An 18,523-nucleotide genomic window follows, 5' to 3' on the forward strand; every position below is an offset into this window, starting at 1 on the left:
CACTTGCGCCCACTTACCTTAAATTCGATTAATGCAATTGGCTTTTTACCTAAACTTAAGCGGCTGATTTCACCCTTCTGCTTTTTCAGGGGTTTAAAAGTGGAGACAAGAGCACCATTTTACAAGGCATCATGGTGAGTTGTAATAAACCGCTTGAGCTAGCAAGGTGATCTACTCACTCCACTTACAGTATAACTTGAATGTCATATCACTTTACTTGACACCTATGGCATACTGATTCTTTTTCTCTCATCTAGGCTTCAATGGATAAAATCGAAATTCGCGGTGCTCGCACCCACAACTTGAAAAACATCGATTTAACACTGCCACGAGACAAACTGGTGGTGATAACCGGCCTTTCAGGCTCGGGTAAATCGTCTCTTGCATTTGACACGCTTTACGCGGAAGGTCAGCGTCGTTACGTTGAGTCTTTATCTGCCTATGCGCGTCAGTTTCTATCTATGATGGAAAAACCTGATGTTGATCATATTGAGGGTTTATCGCCTGCAATATCCATTGAGCAGAAATCAACATCGCACAATCCTCGCTCCACCGTGGGTACGATCACCGAAATATACGATTATTTGCGCTTGATGTTTGCCCGCGTTGGCACGCCTCGTTGCCCTGATCACGATGTGCCACTCGATGCACAAACGGTCAGCCAAATGGTCGACAAAGTTCTAGCTATGCCTGAGGGCAGTAAGCTTATGCTGCTGGCGCCTATCGTGAAAGAACGTAAGGGCGAGCACGTGAAAACCTTGCAAACCTTATCAGCGCAAGGCTTTATTCGAGCGCGTATAGACGGTGAGGTATGTGACTTATCCGATCCCCCGCCTCTCGATTTACACAAGAAACACACTATTGAAGTGGTGGTCGACCGATTTAAAGTTCGCGACGACATGGCGCTGCGTTTGGCCGAATCGTTCGAAACGGCTTTGAGCCTGGCCGGCGGTAACGCGGTTGTGGCAGACATGGACGACAAAGACGCAGAAGAAATTGTATTCTCTGCCAATTTTGCCTGTCCGCACTGCGGTTACAGCATTAGCGAACTTGAGCCTCGTCTATTTTCGTTTAATAACCCTGCAGGAGCTTGCCCGACGTGTGACGGGTTAGGCACAAGACAGTTTTTCGACCCTGCACGGGTAGTAGGTAACACGGAATTAAGTCTGTCAGGCGGTGCTATTCGCGGCTGGGATAAACGCAGCTACTACTATTTCCAGATGCTTCAGGCAGTTGCAGAACACTACAAATTCAGCCTTACCGTGCCCTTTGAAGCATTAGAGAAAGAACATCAAGATATTGTGCTTTATGGTTCGAAAGGAAAATCGCTCTCGTTTAAGTATATTAACGAGCGGGGCGATGTCATGGAGCGCAAACATCCCTTTGAAGGCATTATTCCAAATATGGAGCGCCGCTATCGCGAGACTGAATCTAATTCGGTGCGCGAAGAATTAGCTAAATATTTAAGCCAGCAACACTGCAGTAGCTGTAACGGCACGCGCTTGCGTGTAGAAGCGCGCAACGTGTTTATTCAAGACACTAACCTGCCCGCCATTGCTGACATGTCTATTGCCGACGCGTTTGGTTTCTTCGAAACATTAAAACTTGAAGGTCAACGCGCACAAATCGCCGAAAAGATTTTAAAAGAAATCATGGATCGCTTGCGCTTCTTAGTAAACGTGGGTCTTAACTACCTTTCGATGTCGCGCAGCGCCGACACCCTATCAGGTGGAGAAGCTCAGCGTATTCGATTAGCAAGCCAAATTGGTGCAGGTCTTGTGGGCGTAATGTACGTATTAGATGAGCCGTCAATTGGCCTTCATCAGCGGGATAACGAGCGATTACTGGGCACGCTTACCCATTTGCGCGATCTAGGTAACACGGTGCTCGTCGTAGAGCATGACGAAGATGCGATTCGCGAAGCCGACTATATCGTAGATATCGGCCCTGGCGCTGGCGTGCATGGTGGTGAAATTATTGCCGAAGGTTCGCTAGAAGACATCAAGAACAGTGAACACTCACTTACCGGTAAGTATCTATCTGGCAGAGAGAAGATTGAAGTACCTGCGTCACGTACACCGGTAAAAGACGACAAGTGGTTAGCGCTTTTAGGCGCGAGCGGCAACAACTTAAAGTCTGTTGATTTGCGCATTCCTACCGGCGTAATGACCTGTGTAACGGGTGTATCAGGCTCAGGTAAGTCAACGCTGATTAATGACACCTTTTATAAAATTGCACAGCGAGAGTTAAATAAAGCGACGACGGCTGAACCCGCCCCTTACAAAAGTATGACCGGTCTGGACCAGCTCGACAAAGTCGTCGATATTGACCAGAGTCCAATTGGTAGAACGCCGCGTTCTAATCCTGCGACTTACGCTGGCATTTTCACACCTATTCGTGAAATGTTTGCAGGCACGCAAGAGTCGCGTTCACGAGGCTACAAACCTGGCCGCTTTAGCTTTAATGTGAAAGGTGGGCGGTGTGAAGCATGTCAGGGCGATGGTGTGATTAAGGTAGAAATGCACTTTTTGCCGGATGTTTACGTGCCGTGCGACGTATGCAAAGGCAAGCGCTATAACCGTGAAACCTTAGAGATAAAGTACAAAGACAAGAACATTCATGAAGTGTTGGAAATGACCGTGGAAGATGCCCGTCAGTTCTTCGACGCTATTCCGGCTATTTCGCGCAAGTTACAAACGCTTATGGATGTTGGTTTGTCTTACATTCGACTGGGGCAAGCTGCTACCACGTTGTCGGGTGGTGAGGCGCAACGCGTCAAGTTGGCAAAAGAGTTATCAAAAAGAGACACTGGGCAAACACTTTATATCTTGGATGAGCCAACTACAGGTTTGCACTTTCACGATATTAAGCAGTTGTTGGCCGTGCTTCACAGACTACGCGATCACGGTAATACCGTTGTGGTTATTGAGCATAACCTAGATGTGATTAAAACCGCAGACTGGATTGTCGACCTTGGACCAGAGGGCGGATCCGGAGGTGGCCAGATTATTGCAGAGGGAACACCTGAGCATGTGGCACAACAAGATGTTTCGCATACTGGACGATTCCTTAAACCCATGCTCACACAAGCTTGAACGAGTAACGATGCGAATTCGTAAGCGTTAAGCGTACTGGTTTTTTCTGTCAGGTCGCTGTGTAATTTGCACAGCGGTTTGTAAAAAGTGCGCGTTAACGTTTATTTGCATGTTTTCCACGCTGGTCAGAGCTTGTTTTGGCAAATCATACGTTACGATGATTTATGTGAATTTTGCAGTAAGAATTGCTGGAGCGAAACCCAATGACTCAAACGCCACCATTAGCCTTAGTGAAGACATGGTATCACCTGCTTTCGTCATCAGAAGACAATGATGTGAAAGCACGCGCACAAGAAATGCTGTTAAAAGCCTTCGAGTCGCCTGAGGCCATCGCGATTTATCTAAAAGAGCACAATATCCTTAAGCATTGATCAAAAAAGCCTTAGCGTAGTAGGTGTTACTACGCTAAGGCTTAGTATTGCTTATATAAACGCAATTGCGCGTGATTAAGCGTGTTTCGCCGCTTGAATAGCTAACCCTTCGCACACCGAGTTAAAAGCATCATTCTCTAATCGGGGTAAACCGGTAAGCAGGTTTTCATACAGCGCATCAACGACAATTGGCGATAAACTCATACCACCTGTAATCATCACCACTTCTGGCTTTTCACTGCTGTTTTCTAAACATTCCACCACTAGCGCTTTCACCTTATCAAGCCAGGGTTTTAACGCCTTTTTAAGTGATTCCTGGGAAATTTCCACGTCAAAATCATCTTCGATATAGTGAAGCGGCAAAGTAATATTCTGCTTGCTCGAAAGCAGCTCTTTGGCTAATCGGGCCGAGTTCACTACGCGGGCAGACAGCTTGTTTTCTTGAACTATCAGCAGGCGCTCTAGTTGTGCAGGTTCTTTTATCACTGACATAGTTTGAGAAATATCTAACCCGTAATCGTCAGAGAAAAAACGTGTCAGTGCCGGAATGTTATCAACCGCACACATATCTGAGAAATAGGTGGGCGGCACGGGAAGCCCATTAATCATCTTAAGGCCCATTCCCATTTCAGGCGCAATACCTTTTAATACCAGACTCTTATCACAATCCATACCGCCTAAACGCCTGCCTGTTACCGACAGTACATCGCTTTTGCGATCAAGCTGATTCGACCGTTCGGGAGACAGCTTAATACAGCAAATGTCCGTCGTCCCTCCACCAATATCTACAATCAGCGTGGTGGTTTCTCTTGGCAGCGTTTGCTCTATTTTATAGGCGGCGGCAATGGGTTCATCTAAAAAATTCACCCCTGTGAACCCGGCTTTTGTCGCCGCTTCAGTCATAATCTGAATAGCCTGAGCGTTCCCTTCTTCACCACGGGTACCGTGAAACTTTACGGGTCGGCCAATAACCGCATTATTCACAATTTTGCCTAACTGCTGCTCTGCACACTGTTTAAAGTATGCAAGCTGTTTAGCAATAATACCGATGAACGCTTGTTTTTGGTCGTTGTCTAGCGAGGCGCCTAAAAAGTTCTTAGGTGAGTAAATAAGTCGGCCTTTATCAGGCATTTTAAGAAAGCGTCTAAACCCTTCTTCACCAAACGCAAACTTGCCATGCTCAACTAAACGCAGCAAAGGAATTTCGTCTAGCGACATGGCATGCATCAGCTGTGCAATCGCTTTGCGCTGTAAAGCAGGCTTGTTGTGCAGATCGCCGCGCAGTGAGTCGATACGATCGCTATACATCGCCTGTTCTTTTGGGTCTTTTGCCGAATAATAGCCGTCCTTTGCCTTATCTATTTGCTCGCTAATAACGCGCTGTAGCTGTGCCACTTTCGCTTCAACCATGGCATCGGGCGGCGGCGGTAATTCATCTTCAAAGTAGATGAACACCGAAGAACGGATCTTATTGCCCTTCTTATCTAGCGGGTCAAGTTTAATGTGCTGATGGGCCGTTCCATCAAAATACACAACCTCAGAATTTGATGTACCGTAGTCAATCCCAATCGCAGTCATAGTATGTTCGCTCAAAAAGTTAGACACGGATTGTAATGCAAAAGGACCGGACGGCACACCCCTGTAAGGTAATCAAAACACGACGATTTACGTTAAACACAATCACTTTCACAAGGGCTTACTGAAAACTCCCTTCCATAATGCTAGAGTGGAAACCAAACCTATAACACCTATAAATATTTATGAGTAATACAGCACCACTTGTCACATCTTTCGACGTGCGTTTTTGTGAAACCGATGCCCTACAGCATGTCAGTAATACGGCATTAGTTGCGTGGTTTGAAGCCGCCAGAGAGCCGATTTTCCGAATGTTTACCCCTGAGCTAGACTTACAAAACTGGCCACTCATTTTAGCCAGTTATAAGGTCGATTTTTTAGCTCAGATTTTCTATGGCAAGCCGGTTACAGTGAAAACCTATATTAGCCGTCTGGGCAACAGTGCATTCGATGTGTTTCAAGAACTGTGGCAAGACGATAAGCTATGCTCAACGGGCGTGACTACCATGGTGCATTTTGACTATAAAACGCAGCGTTCTGCGCCTATTCCGGATAATGTGAAGTCAGAACTTGCGTCACACTTTAAAGACATACCCACTAAGTAATAAAGCGCAGTAAGAGGTATACCATGAGCGATTTAATTGAAGTTATTGATGATGTGTTACCCCCAGAGCTGTGCAAACAACTCATGGAACGCTTTGAAAGCAGCCCTAATTTGTCTCAAGGGCGCACCGGCGGTGGCGTCGACTTAGATAAAAAGCGCAGCATGGATGTGTCGATAAGCCGCAACCCGGAATTTAAAGACTTATTTCAGCAAGTGATGCAGCACACTGGGCAGCAGCTGGTCTCCTACATTGAAAAGTACTATTTTGCGCTTGTTGGGCCTATTGGCTTGACCGTACGCCATCCCAAAACTGGTGAACCGGTAAAAGTAACAGGTGAAAATTTTGATGAAGTGGGCAAACCCAATTTGGCGAACTTGGTGAATTACCTGTTTCGGGTTGGCGATGTAAATGCGCAGCGCTACACCGCAGGCAATGGTGGCTACCCGTACTGGCATTCAGAAGTCTATCCACAGCTTCAACATAACGATGCACTGCACCGCGTATTGCTGTTTATGTACTACTTAAACGATGTGGAAGAAGGCGGCGAGACGGAATTTTATTATCAAAACCGTGCGGTTAAGCCCAAAGCAGGCAGAATGGTGATTGCGCCCGCCTATTTTACGCACACGCATCGCGGCCAAATTCCAAAAAGTAACGACAAGTACATTCTAACGTCGTGGCTTCTGTTTAACCGCGCTGAACAGATTTATACGCAAGGCTAGCTTAACGACAACAGCGCGACAATGCGTTCAAGCTCGCTGTACTCTCTCTTATCGATAGGTAAGAAGGGTGCAGGCAAGCTAGGCGTTTCACAATAGCCCAAAATTTCTGCCGCGGCAGCAACCACACGCAAACCACCGCCATTGCTCGCAAACATGCTCCATATTCCGCTTAACGCTTGTGACTGAGCCTGTGCATCCACAGCATTGCCAGACTGAGCGGCGTCGATTATGCGCATTACGGTTCGCGGAAATATTCCCCCTATAACAGAGAGCCAGAGGTCACAACCTTCACTCATTCCTGCTGCGCCAAAACTATCACCACTCACGCCTATAGCAATGTGTGCAGGCATTATCTCTCGTAATGATGCTAATCGACGAGCGCCTTCGCTACTGCTTGCTTCAGAGGGTGGGATATCCTTGCTGGAACTATTATCCATTGCGCTTTTGGCAAACGGGGTACCGGGTATTTTAATCGCCCCGATATTCGGCAATTTGCCTATGCGGCGGTATAAATCATCGCTGAAGGTAAAATTAGTCACGCGAGGATTTTCGTAAACGCAGATAGGCACAGATACCTCGTGACTCACTGCCTCATACAGGCCGTACACTTCTTCTTCGTTAAGCACTTGATAGGAAACTGGTGCTAACAGCACAGCATTAACACCTGCTTGCTGCACAGCTTCAACGTTTTTTAACACGTCATAAGTACGCAGCGCCCCAACGCCTGCCATGACAGGAATGCCATTTGCGTGGTCGACGGCGAGCTTGGCTACGTCGTACTTTTCCTCTCGCGTTAGATAAGGATACAGCCCAGTAGAGCCTATCGCGCAAATTGAATCTACGTTCGCCGAAGCTAAATTCTCAACAAGCCCTTGAAATGCTTTGTAATCAATAGCTTCTTGTTTGAAGGGAGTAATGGGAAACGCTGATAAACCTGTAAACACCTGATATCCTTTTTAAACTTTTAAAGCTTAAAACCCTTCTACGGCTTCGCCCGTTAAGCGATAACCTACCGACGCAATATCGCCTTTCCAACCGTCAGTCGATAATTCGCCGGTTACCCAAATCGCGTCGTAAATATTATCTATCCGCACACCTTCTTCAAATTTTACGTACACTATTTGATTAGACGGCGGCGGTGGTACGTGAATACAGGCGCCAAAATACGGAACAAGTAAGAACTCAGTGGTTAGCTCTGCCGTACCTTCTAGCGGCACGACAAAACCCGGAATTTTCACCCGTTTGCCATCAAAGGTATCGACAACCGGCGCGTCAGGCTGAAGTTGACTCATTTCGCCATTGTGCTGAACTGAAGGCGGTGCAAGTTCGTTAAAGCCTTCAGGCACGAGGTCTTCCCAATATACCTCAATAGGCGCTTCGTCTGCCAAAGCGTTAAAGGTTACAACCATCATAAGTACAGCGAACAATGAGGTTACGGATAATTTTAGGTAGGTCATACTGCTCTCTATCGTTGAGTATTCGTTCCGCTTTTTTGTTTTAGCTGTTGATTTTCGTTTTTGACTTAAACTTTTTCACTACAAACAAAAAAGGGCTGGTATTACACCAGCCCTTTGTATCATTAATTTAAAGCAGCGTGAATTATTCTGCTTCGAAACGCGCGATGCTTGCGGTAATTTCTTCTTTTGCAGCTGCAGCGTCTGCCCAACCGTCAATCTTCACCCATTTGCCTTCTTCAAGATCTTTATAGTGCTCAAAGAAGTGCTCGATTTGCTTAAGAAGAAGCGGAGGTACATCTGCAATTTCTTTAACGTCACGATAGATAGTAGAAAGCTTGTCTACCGGTACCGCGAGTACTTTTGCATCTTTACCAGACTCGTCAGTCATGTTTAGTACGCCAACTGGACGACACTTAATGACAGAACCTGCAAGTAGTGGGAACGGTGTCATTACAAGTACGTCAACTGGGTCACCGTCTTCAGACAAGGTGTTGTTCACGTAACCGTAGTTAGTTGGGTAGTGCATGCAAGTTGCCATGAAACGGTCAACAAATAGTGCACCTGTGTCTTTGTCTACTTCGTACTTCACCGGGTCAGCGTGTGCTGGAATCTCAATGATTACGTTCACTTCGTCTGGTACATTTTTACCAGCAGAAATAGCGCTCAAGCTCATTCTTAGGTCCTTTCAATAATGGATTAAAAATTTTGGTCGTAAGTATACGGTGACAACAGCAAAATAAAAACGCTTTACGACCCATGTCGTACTAATCTCTTTATTTTTCGTTAAATTTTGCCGCTTTTTTATAAACAAATGGCCCTTTTGGGCCATTTTTTCATTATTTTCCGTCGTCGTTATAGCTTAAGCACATATCGACCTCGTCTTTAGAGCCGATAATGCATGGTACGCGCTGGTGAATTTCTTCAGGCATCACTTCTAAAATTCGACCCTTGCCAGTTTCCGCTTTACCACCGGCTTGTTCCATCAAAAACGCCATTGGGTTGGCTTCATAAAGCAGTCGCAATTTACCTGGCTTCGATGGATCTCGGTTATCGAACGGATACATAAAAATACCGCCACGACACAACAAACGGTGAATATCCCCCACCATTGCCGCGACCCAGCGCATATTAAAGTCTTTGCCGCGCGGGCCATCTTTACCCGCTAAAAGGTCTGCAACATACGCCTGCATGGCCGGTTCCCAATGACGCTGGTTCGATGCGTTAATTGAAAATTCAGATGTTTGCTCAGGCACCTGAATATTCGGGTGAGTAAGCAGAAAACCGCCGTGGGTTTTATCAAGCGTATAAATATGTGTGCCGCGCCCCGTCGTCAGCGCTAACATCGTTGAAGGGCCATAAAGTACGTACCCTGCAGCAACCATCTGTGTACCTGGCTGCAGGAAAGCAGACGGGTCATCTGGCTTCATCCACTGCGGAGCGTGAGCAATAGAAAAAATAGTCCCGATAAGACTATTAATTTCAGTATTAGACGAACCGTCAAGCGGGTCGAAACTCACAAGGTAATTACCCTCTGGATTGCACGGAACAACATCGTCTTCTTCTTCAGACGATATGGCTTTCACGTAGCCCGATTCCCTTAGCGTGTCTTTGAGGATCTGATTAGAAATAACATCGAGCTTTTTCTGTGTTTCGCCCTGGACGTTTTCTGAAAGAGTTGAACCGAGCACGCCAGCAAGTGCGCCTTGACTCACGCGGAAAGAAATTTCTTTACAGCCCGCTAGCAGTGTACGAATGAGTAGAATTAACTCAAGCGGTGCACCGTCTTGTTGCAATTGGGAATTTAAACGTTTCATTGAATGTAAGCCTTTTTTTGTGTGTAGGGTGTTGCGCTAGCAGTCGCTCAGCTTTCCTTACCGGCGTTTGTCTGAAGCGCACAGGTTCTAAACCTGTGGTTAGATTGTAACCGCGTTCTTAGTTAAGTGGAACACGCCTTTAAAAGGTCATACACACACCATACCAGTTTGCGCGCTATAGATACTCAGGTGTTTCACGTTTTACAACGGCTTAAGACATTTATTGAATGATGAAAATTGAATTATCTATAAGCCATGGGGTTCTGATACAGTACCCCAATAACATGATAATTCATTGAGAATGCGCTATGCATGTACATATTTTAGGCATTTGTGGAAGTTTTATGGGTGGCATCGCTGCCATTGCTAAATCACTTGGCCACAAAGTAACTGGCTCAGATAAGAACGTTTATCCTCCTATGAGCACCCAGCTTGAAGCGTTAGGCATCGAGCTTACTGAAGGCTATTGTGAAAGTCAGTTTAATCCCGCACCAGATATGGTGGTGATTGGTAACGCCATGTCGCGCGGTAACCCCGCCGTTGAGTACGTACTTAATCGCAACCTGCCCTATACAAGCGGCCCGCAGTGGTTGCTTGACAACCTATTAAAAGACCGTTGGGTAATTGGCTTATCAGGCACTCACGGTAAAACGACAACCAGCAGCATGGTGGCGTGGATTTTAGAACACGCTGGTCTTAATCCTGGCTATTTGATTGGCGGCGTTCCGGAGAACTTTGGCGTATCTGCCCGCGTGGGCGAAAGCCCTTTTTTCGTGATTGAAGCTGACGAATACGACAGCGCGTTTTTCGACAAGCGCTCTAAGTTTGTTCACTATCGCCCGAAAACCTTGGTTATCAACAACCTTGAATTTGATCATGCAGATATTTTTGCTGACCTTGGCGCTATTCAAACTCAATTTCATCACCTGGTTCGCATGGTGCCAGAAAACGGCCTTATTCTTACGCCAAACAGCACGCCAGCGATTGAAGACATGCTCAAGAAAGGTTGCTGGTCGTCTCGCCAATCGTTAGGTAAAGAATGGCATGCGGAATTACTTAAAAAAGACGGCAGTGAATTCAACGTGCTGCATAACGGCGTTATTGCCGGCACTGTTACATGGTCGCTAGTGGGTCAACACAATGTAGATAACGCCTTGATGGCTGTTGCAGCTGCTCACCATGCAGGGGTGACCTTATCCGATGCGATACACGCATTATCTTCTTTTAAGAACGTTAAGCGCCGAATGGAAGTAAAAGGCGCAGTAAACAACATCACCGTTTATGACGATTTTGCTCACCACCCCACTGCCATAGCAACGACAATAGACGGATTGCGTAAAAAGGTCGGTAATGCTCGAATTTTGGCGGTATTAGAGCCTCGCTCTAACACAATGAAAATGGGCGTTCATAAAGATACGCTGGCAAATTCGTGGCAAAAAGCCGATGAAGTGTACCTGTACGAGCCAGAGGGCATGGACTGGTCATTGGTTGATTCAGTGGCCCATAGCAGTGCGCCAACGCAATGCTTTAAAGAAGTAGAGAAGATCGTTCAAGGTGTTTGCAACGTAGCAAGACCGGGCGACCATATACTTGTAATGAGTAACGGCGGCTTTGAGGGAATACACGGTCGAATTTTAGACGCCTTAACATCGAAGTGTAAATTATAAAAAGCACAGATACGTAAAGTCGCTAACACCAACCGGCTAATAACAAGAAAGAGTGTCTACAGAGGCAATGCAATGAAACACGATAAGCAAGTCACACTTGCTATAACCGGCGCATCGGGTGCCCCTTATGCGCTTACATTACTAAAATCCTTAGTGAATGCAGATTATCAGGTCTACGTTCTTATTTCTTCAGCCGCCAAAGTGGTGTTTGCCACTGAAGAGAACGTCAAAATTCCTGGACGCCCTGATGAAGCCGCGGCCTTTTTTACCGAACATTGCGGTGCAAAGCCCGACCAAATTAAAGTATTCGGTAAAGAAGAGTGGTTTTCTCCTGTTGCTTCTGGTTCAGCGGCGCCTGCGAAAATGGTGGTGTGTCCCTGCTCTACTGGCACCTTGTCTGCCATAAGTATCGGTGCAAGCGACAATCTCATTGAACGTGCAGCAGATGTGGTACTAAAGGAGCGTGGTCAACTTATCTTAGTGCCACGCGAAATGCCGCTTTCTTCTATACATTTAGAAAATATGCTTAAGCTGTCACAAATGGGTGCTACTATTATGCCCGCCGCGCCGGGCTTTTATCACAATCCGAAGACTATCGATGACCTGGTTGACTTTGTCGTGGCGCGCATACTTGATCACCTTGGAATTGAACAATCGCTTGTTGCAAGGTGGGGCTACCAATCATCTAAACATTCTGAGGATTAATCATGCTCGCGTTTAAAAACAGGACATGCGCAGTTGCGCTGAGCACACTTTTTACATTATTTATTGCTTCCCCCGCTTTTGGTTGGGGGCAGACAGGGCATCGTGTAACTGGCGCGATTGCCGAGCAATACCTTAGCCCGCTCTCACAGGCTGCGCTTGTGGAGCTATTACCTCATGGCTCTCTCGCTGAAGCGTCTACCCATGCTGATGAAATGCGTTCTGACCCTAGCGAATTTTGGCAAAAAACGGCTAGCCCATGGCACTATGTATCTGTACCTGAGGGTAAAACATATAAAGAAGTGGGCGCGCCTAAGCAAGGTGATGCAGTTACTGCTTTGACGCAATTCACCCAAACCTTGAAAAGCGACACAGCCAGCATTGAAGAAAAGCGCCTAGCCCTTCAGTTTATTGTGCATATTATTGGCGACCTGCATCAACCATTGCACGCCGGTAACGGCACTGACCGTGGAGGTAACGATGTAAAAGTACGCTTCTTCTGGCAAGACTCTAATTTGCACCGCGTGTGGGATTCACAAATGTTAGATCAGCGCGACTTGTCTTATTCAGAGTGGACTGAATGGCTTACAAAAACCATTCACGCTGAAGACATTCGCAGCTGGGCAACCACGGACCCGATGGTATGGATTGAAGAAAGCACCGCTATTCGCGATACCATTTACCCGGTTGATGCGAATAATATGAGCTACGACTATCTGTATAACCATTTGCCTACCGCTAAAAAGCGTTTACAAATGGCAGGTATTCGCATTGCTATGTATCTGAACCAGGTGTTTGACGAAGCGAACAAGTAACTTCACATAATGTCTACCGTCGCAGGCCATGTTGATACCAGTCTGCATTTAACGGTGATAAGCACAAGTAGAAACACAAACGGAGGCATGAAGCCTCCGTTTTTAATTTCTCTGTTTTTCAAAGCAGCTAGCGTCTGCTCGCGGGCGAGCGTTAATCTAAATCTAGCGGCTCAGGGGAAAGAATCACACCCGTGCTGTCTGCATAAAGATGATCTTCTGGTAAAAACGTTACGCCACCGAAGTTGACCGGCACGTCTACCTCGCCCGTACTCTCACATTCAGCATTCACAGGAATAGCGGCTACCGCCAGTACACCAAGGTCTAGCTCAGCTAGGCTATCTACTTCGCGAACACTGCCGTAAATCACCACACCTTCCCAATCGTTATCAATAGCCACTTGTGCAGAAGATGCATCGAACAGGGCCCGTCGACTTGAACCACCGCCATCGATCAATAGCACTTTGCCTGCACCGGGCTGCGCCAGAACGCGGTCAATTAGCCCTCTATCTTCAAAGCACTTCACCGTGGTAATTTCACCACCGAAAGAATACCGGCCACCAAAGCTCGCGAAAATTGGATCTACCACGTCAACGCTGTCAGCAAACAAATCGCATAATTCAGATGTGTTGTATTCCATTATTTTGCCTTACTAAAAATTGAGAAGAGGGATAAATTTCTCTGTGCAGTTTACACCTAGCATAGCATTAAACGTGGCAATGCAAATGGTTGATTTAGTGCCTTTCGACTTATTTTCCACTTTTGTCAAATTTAGTCGATCTCATTTTGCTCTTATGCAGCAATGTGCACGTATTTTGCTTAATGCTTTATACATTGCATTCTAAACATTAGTAGGGTTATCGATAGGTATCACTTTATTGTTCACCTCAAATATACGTGACCCATAACCCGCCTATTTAGCTGTTTTCAACATCTGAAACCGAAGGGCAAGACAAACCTTACTTTAGCTGTCAAAAAAGTTTCTTTTTTTCGTCACCCACTGGTCACAGATAAACCTTAGCCTGTGCAGTAATTAACCGATAGGGGACAAGGCGATGTTGATGAAATCCTTGACCAAATACGATACAGACTTATTTTATCGCTTGTACAAACTGACGCAAAAAAGAGACTGTCGAACGATCGTTTGGCTTTCAAAAACCGGCGACGGATACTTGTACTTTGTAATCGGTATGCTGCTTTGGGCGTTTGAGCCTGAGCACGGTGAGCTCTTCCTATATACAGCGCTGATGGCTTACGCGCTTGAGTTACCCCTTTATGTGCTGCTTAAGAAAATGTTCAAGCGCCCGCGCCCTTGTGATTTTCTAATGAATTTAACGGCACATGTTACCCCGTCCGACAAGTTTTCACTCCCATCCGGTCACACTGCTGCAGCCACATTAATGGCATGCATAATCGCACATTATTATCCGCCATTCGCCGCACTTGCTTATGGCTGGGCGGCGTTAATTGGTTTATCACGCGTGTTGTTAGGTGTTCACTATCCTTCCGATGTAGTAGCTGGGTCATTTCTTGGTGTCATAATTGCAACGTTGAGCATTTCAATTCTGGGGTAGCATGAAATTACTATATGGTGTGCAGGGCACAGGAAATGGTCATATTGCAAGGGCTCGCGTAATGGCATCGGCGCTCGCGGAGCGCGACGACATTAGCGTAGATTTTGTATTTACGGGGCGTGCACCAGAAAAATACTTCGACATGGAAGTATTCGGAGAATACCGAACTTATACCGGCTTGAGCTTTATTACAAAGGCGGGTCGCGTAGATAAGTGGGCTACGGTAAAAGAGGCTAACGTACGTCGGTTAATTCAAGACGTAAAAGCCTTTGATACCAGTGCCTATGATTTATTGGTTAACGATTTTGAACCTGTTACCGCATGGGCTGCCAAACGCCAAGGTTTGCCTTCTATTTCCATTAGTCATCAAGCCGCCTTTGCCTACAACGTCCCTAAAAGAGGCAATACCATTTTTGACACTTTGCTCATGAAAGTATTCGCCCCTACTGAGCTTCAGTTAGGTGTTCATTGGTATCATTTCAATCAGCCTATCATACCGCCGTTTGTAGCTGAAAAGCCCGTTTTATCACCAGGAACGGGGCATGTGTTAGTGTATCTTCCTTTTGAAGACATCGACGATGTTCAACAAATGCTCGAACCGCTGAGCGATCAAATCTTTCAGTGTTTTCATCCCAACATTGATGAAGCCAAAGAAGCAGGACACATACACTGGCACCCGACGTCTAAGAAACATTTTCAAAAAGCGCTCGAGCGTTGTAATGGCGTCATTGCAAATGGCGGTTTCGAACTGTCCAGTGAAGCATTGCAACTAGGGAAAAAACTCCTTATCAAGCCGTTGCATGGTCAATTTGAGCAATTGTCTAACGTACTCACCTTAGACCAACTTGATTTATGCCATACGCTTTTTCAACTAGACACCGACATTGTGGAGGAGTGGCTTGAAGCCCCAGATAACGAAGCGATCACTTTTCCAGACAACCCTCAAATTCTGATCGACTGGCTCAAAAACAAAGACTTTTCCGACACCCAAAGCCTATGTGACGCGCTATGGAAAAACGTTCGATACGGTGATAAAACGCAAGAACGCTTATTGGCTCTTGCAATTTAATACCGCAATGCGATGATAGCGGCATTTGTCGTATTCTTCGCGGGATTTTTCGTGCTTAAAAAGTCAGTGGTTTTCTTGCTAATGCTCACAGCATTATGTGGCTGCGGTTATAAAGGAGCGCTTTATATTCCTGAAGCGCCTAAACAAAACACATCGGCTGACCCAGCGTCTTCTAACACGCTAGAAACCGGTGCGGCCTCTGGCGATAACAACATTTCCCCCGCAACTACTCCTGGAGAACAGAACTAGTGGATTACTTTGCCTACAGCGAAGGACAGCTTCATGCTGAACAAGTGGCTGTTTCTGATATTGCCGCTCAATACGGAACACCCGTTTACATATATTCACGTGCTACCTTAGAGCGCCATTGGCACGCGTTTAATGATGCGATTGGTGAGCACCCTCACCTTGTGTGTTATGCCGTTAAAGCTAACTCTAACATTGGTGTTTTAAGCGTTCTCGCTAAACTGGGATCGGGCTTTGATATCGTTTCTGCTGGTGAACTCGCCCGGGTAATTGAAGCCGGTGGTGATGCCAGCAAGGTTGTATTTTCAGGTGTAGGTAAAAAGCATGACGAAATCCGCTATGCACTACAGCAAGGTATAATGTGCTTCAACGTAGAGTCTGAGCCTGAGCTTCATCGTATTAACGAGGTGGCCGGTGAATTAGGCGTAAAAGCCCCTATTTCACTACGTATTAATCCTGATGTAGACGCGAAAACTCACCCATATATCTCTACGGGCTTGAAAGCCAATAAATTTGGGATTGCCCGCGAACGCGCCCTAGCTACCTATGAATTGGCGGCCTCTTTACCCAATTTGAATGTAGTGGGTATGGACTGTCACATTGGCTCTCAATTAACTGAAATTGGCCCATTCGTTGATGCGTTAGAACGCCTGTTAGTGCTTATTGATGAATTGGCAGAGCGAAACATCATTATTGAGCACTTAGATGTAGGTGGCGGCCTAGGCGTTACCTATAACGATGAAAAACCACCTCACCCTAAAGCTTACGCTGAGGCAATGGCCGAAAAAATGGTTGGCCGTGAAAACCTGAAGCTTATTCTTGAACCTGGCCGGGCTATTGCCGCAAATGCGGGTATCTTGGTGACAGAAGTCGAATTCATTAAAGAAGGCGAAGAAAAAAGCTTTGCTATTGTAGACGCGGCGATGAACGATTTATTGCGCCCTGCACTTTACTCTGCGTGGCAAAAAATCATTCCCGTCAAACAGGAAAGCACCGCAACACCGAGGATATATGACGTTGTGGGTCCCGTTTGTGAAACCGGCGATTTTATAGGCAAAGATCGTGAATTAGCCATAGCGCCTACCGACTTACTTGCCGTTCGTAGCGCTGGCGCCTATGGTTTTGTTATGGCGTCAAACTACAACAGCCGCTGCCGTCCGGCAGAAATCATGGTTGATGGCGAAAAGGCGATTGTGGTTCGCGAGAGAGAAAAACAAAAAGATCTCTGGCAAGGTGAGCATAAACTTCCGTAAACTAGAGACAAACTAACAAGAAAGATGCGCGTTTAATGCAGGTTCAATTTTCAAAAATGCACGGGTTGGGTAACGATTTCATGGTAATTGATAACGTTACTCAAAACGTATTTTTCTCCAAAGAAAAAATTCAGCAATTGGCTAACCGTAATTTCGGCATTGGCTTTGACCAGCTGTTGATGGTTGAACCGCCTTACGACCCAGAGCAAGACTTCCACTACCGCATTTTTAATGCGGATGGCTCCGAAGTAGAGCAATGCGGCAACGGCGCACGTTGTTTTGCGCGCTTCGTTAAGCAAAAAGGGTTAATTAACCGCAACAAAATAGTGGTCAGCACCAAAGCCGGTAAGATGGTGCTTTACCTCGAAAAAGACGGCCAGGTTACCGTGAATATGGGTAAACCAGAATTCGAACCGGCCAACATTCCCCTTAAAGCGAATAAGCAAGAAAATACTTACATTTTGCGCGTAGGCGAAAGCACCCTATTTATCGGTTCTGCCTCAATGGGTAATCCACATTGTGTGATGGAAGTTGATGATGTTGATACTGCTAACGTCGCTGAAATAGGCCCACTTGTTGAAAAACACGAGCGCTTTCCTGAAGGCGTAAACGTAGGCTTTATGCAGATCATCAACGAATCTCACATTAAGCTAAGAGTTTTTGAGCGCGGTTCTGGCGAAACCCTGGCCTGTGGCAGCGGTGCATGCGCAGCAGTTGCAATTGGTCAAATACAGGGTAAATTAGGTAAAGATGTACGGGTAGACCTACCCGGGGGCAGCTTACGTATACGCTGGCCCGGCCCGGATAACGTTCTAAAAATGACAGGGCCTGCCGAACACGTATATGACGGACAGATAAACTTATGAGCGACGTATTGGGGCAGTCTAACGCCACGCAATTAATTGAGCCTTTTAATGACGCGTCTGAATTGTCAGCTTCAGATGTACGCACTTTCTTGTTAGAGAACCCCGACTTCTTCGCTCAACACCCTGATTTGCTAGAAAAAATCAAGCTTCCTCATGAGCACAAAGGCAGCGTATCGCTAGTAGAAATACAAGGCGAGCAGCTGCGACAAAAAGTTAGACAGCTAAACTTCAAACTCAATCAATTGGTTAGCATTGCCAAACAAAATGAAAAAATTTATCGCGTTTACACCGATTTAAACGTGCAGCTTTTGCGCTGTGAGAGCGTGGCAGAAGTACAGTTCACCTTAGAAGACGTGCTTCAAGAGCGTTTGCAGTTGTCATCGGCGGTAATAAAAAGTTTTAAGGGCCCTCACGCTATCCCAGAATTGCAGCAGCGTCTGTTTACGGAAAAGCGCTTCAAAAATACTAACTTCTTCTTTGGCCGTTTATCTCAGCACGAGCGGCAATTATTGTTTGGGGAAAGTCCCGCTGAATCTGTTGCGCTCATGTTGCTTGGCGACAATCGCGAACTGGGCATTTTGGGTATAAGCAGCAGCGACGCCAGCCACTTTACGCCCGATATGGATACACTTTTACTCCAGCAGCTTCAGCAAGTGCTCAATATTATCCTACCTGAAATGATGGGATATTAGAGG

General features: G+C 46.2%; 19 protein-coding genes. 13 read left to right on the forward strand and 6 right to left on the reverse strand.

Going from position 1 to position 18,523, the window contains the following annotated elements; all coding sequences use genetic code 11:
- Positions 1–263: 263 nt before the first annotated feature.
- Both uvrA and GVO63_RS19515 read left to right on the forward strand, forming a co-directional pair.
- A complete protein-coding gene (gene uvrA / locus GVO63_RS10710; RefSeq protein ID WP_159579776.1) occupies positions 264–3,095 on the forward strand; it encodes an excinuclease ABC subunit UvrA in 2,832 nt (943 codons plus the stop codon).
- 203 nt (positions 3,096–3,298) lie between these two features.
- Entirely contained in the window at positions 3,299–3,466 is a 168-nt protein-coding gene (locus tag GVO63_RS19515) for a hypothetical protein (protein ID WP_014947869.1), read from the forward strand.
- A 75-nt stretch (positions 3,467–3,541) separates the two neighbouring features.
- On the opposite strand, the gene GVO63_RS10715 is transcribed toward GVO63_RS19515, so the two are convergent.
- Positions 3,542–5,044 (reverse strand): Hsp70 family protein, encoded by a 1,503-nt coding sequence (locus tag GVO63_RS10715; protein WP_159579778.1) that lies wholly within the window; start codon positions 5,042–5,044, stop codon positions 3,542–3,544.
- A gap of 182 nt (positions 5,045–5,226) precedes the next feature.
- Between GVO63_RS10715 and GVO63_RS10720 the strand changes: the two genes are divergently transcribed.
- Both GVO63_RS10720 and GVO63_RS10725 read left to right on the forward strand, forming a co-directional pair.
- Entirely contained in the window at positions 5,227–5,646 is a 420-nt protein-coding gene (locus tag GVO63_RS10720; protein WP_159492232.1) for a thioesterase family protein, read from the forward strand.
- 23 nt (positions 5,647–5,669) lie between these two features.
- Complete coding sequence (locus GVO63_RS10725; RefSeq protein WP_014975360.1) at positions 5,670–6,368, forward strand: 2OG-Fe(II) oxygenase; 699 nt, start codon at positions 5,670–5,672, stop codon at positions 6,366–6,368.
- On the opposite strand, the gene GVO63_RS10730 is transcribed toward GVO63_RS10725, so the two are convergent.
- From GVO63_RS10730 to GVO63_RS10745, 4 genes are all read right to left on the reverse strand, one after another.
- Positions 6,365–7,312 (reverse strand): dihydrodipicolinate synthase family protein, encoded by a 948-nt coding sequence (locus tag GVO63_RS10730; RefSeq protein ID WP_159579780.1) that lies wholly within the window; start codon positions 7,310–7,312, stop codon positions 6,365–6,367. The genes GVO63_RS10725 and GVO63_RS10730 overlap by 4 nt on opposite strands.
- Before the next feature lie 27 nt (positions 7,313–7,339).
- Positions 7,340–7,825: a DUF3299 domain-containing protein gene (locus GVO63_RS10735; protein ID WP_159492228.1), complete on the reverse strand. Its 486-nt coding sequence runs from the start codon at positions 7,823–7,825 to the stop codon at positions 7,340–7,342.
- Positions 7,826–7,967: 142 nt separating this feature from the next.
- The gene (gene ppa / locus GVO63_RS10740) at positions 7,968–8,498 is read right to left on the reverse strand and encodes an inorganic diphosphatase (protein ID WP_014947861.1); all 531 of its coding nucleotides are present in this window, start codon (positions 8,496–8,498) and stop codon (positions 7,968–7,970) included.
- Between the two features lie 163 nt (positions 8,499–8,661).
- Complete coding sequence (locus tag GVO63_RS10745) at positions 8,662–9,639, reverse strand: class 1 fructose-bisphosphatase (protein ID WP_159579782.1); 978 nt, start codon at positions 9,637–9,639, stop codon at positions 8,662–8,664.
- 308 nt (positions 9,640–9,947) lie between these two features.
- Here GVO63_RS10745 and mpl point away from each other — a divergent pair, with 308 nt between their 5' ends.
- From mpl to GVO63_RS10760, 3 genes are all read left to right on the forward strand, one after another.
- The gene (mpl, locus tag GVO63_RS10750) at positions 9,948–11,306 is read left to right on the forward strand and encodes a UDP-N-acetylmuramate:L-alanyl-gamma-D-glutamyl-meso-diaminopimelate ligase (protein WP_159579784.1); all 1,359 of its coding nucleotides are present in this window, start codon (positions 9,948–9,950) and stop codon (positions 11,304–11,306) included.
- 72 nt (positions 11,307–11,378) lie between these two features.
- Positions 11,379–12,011, forward strand: coding sequence for a flavin prenyltransferase UbiX (locus tag GVO63_RS10755; RefSeq protein ID WP_159492222.1), 633 nt, complete (start codon positions 11,379–11,381; stop codon positions 12,009–12,011).
- Positions 12,012–12,013: 2 nt separating this feature from the next.
- A complete protein-coding gene (locus GVO63_RS10760) occupies positions 12,014–12,823 on the forward strand; it encodes a S1/P1 nuclease (RefSeq protein WP_159579786.1) in 810 nt (269 codons plus the stop codon).
- Positions 12,824–12,974: 151 nt separating this feature from the next.
- Here the strand turns inward: GVO63_RS10760 and rraA are convergent, their stop codons facing one another.
- Positions 12,975–13,460 (reverse strand): ribonuclease E activity regulator RraA, encoded by a 486-nt coding sequence (rraA, locus tag GVO63_RS10765; RefSeq protein WP_159492218.1) that lies wholly within the window; start codon positions 13,458–13,460, stop codon positions 12,975–12,977.
- Positions 13,461–13,881: 421 nt separating this feature from the next.
- Between rraA and GVO63_RS10770 the strand changes: the two genes are divergently transcribed.
- The 6 genes from GVO63_RS10770 to GVO63_RS10795 are packed head-to-tail and all read left to right on the forward strand — an operon-like array spanning position 13,882 to position 18,520.
- Entirely contained in the window at positions 13,882–14,394 is a 513-nt protein-coding gene (locus GVO63_RS10770) for a phosphatase PAP2 family protein (RefSeq protein ID WP_201281903.1), read from the forward strand.
- A gap of 1 nt (position 14,395) precedes the next feature.
- Entirely contained in the window at positions 14,396–15,463 is a 1,068-nt protein-coding gene (locus GVO63_RS10775; protein ID WP_159579788.1) for an MJ1255/VC2487 family glycosyltransferase, read from the forward strand.
- Positions 15,464–15,514: 51 nt separating this feature from the next.
- Positions 15,515–15,712 (forward strand): lipoprotein, encoded by a 198-nt coding sequence (locus GVO63_RS10780; protein WP_236552125.1) that lies wholly within the window; start codon positions 15,515–15,517, stop codon positions 15,710–15,712.
- Positions 15,712–16,962, forward strand: coding sequence for a diaminopimelate decarboxylase (lysA, locus tag GVO63_RS10785; protein WP_159492210.1), 1,251 nt, complete (start codon positions 15,712–15,714; stop codon positions 16,960–16,962). The genes GVO63_RS10780 and lysA overlap by 1 nt, the downstream gene beginning before the upstream one ends.
- 35 nt (positions 16,963–16,997) lie before the next feature.
- Positions 16,998–17,828 carry a diaminopimelate epimerase gene (gene dapF / locus GVO63_RS10790; protein ID WP_159492208.1) on the forward strand — a complete coding sequence of 277 codons (831 nt, stop codon included), beginning with the start codon at positions 16,998–17,000 and terminating at the stop codon, positions 17,826–17,828.
- The gene (locus GVO63_RS10795; RefSeq protein ID WP_159492206.1) at positions 17,825–18,520 is read left to right on the forward strand and encodes a DUF484 family protein; all 696 of its coding nucleotides are present in this window, start codon (positions 17,825–17,827) and stop codon (positions 18,518–18,520) included. The genes dapF and GVO63_RS10795 overlap by 4 nt, the downstream gene beginning before the upstream one ends.
- Positions 18,521–18,523: the final 3 nt, after the last annotated feature.

Origin of the sequence: Alteromonas sp. KUL106, assembly GCF_009811415.1 — a bacterium.
Classification (GTDB): domain Bacteria; phylum Pseudomonadota; class Gammaproteobacteria; order Enterobacterales; family Alteromonadaceae; genus Alteromonas.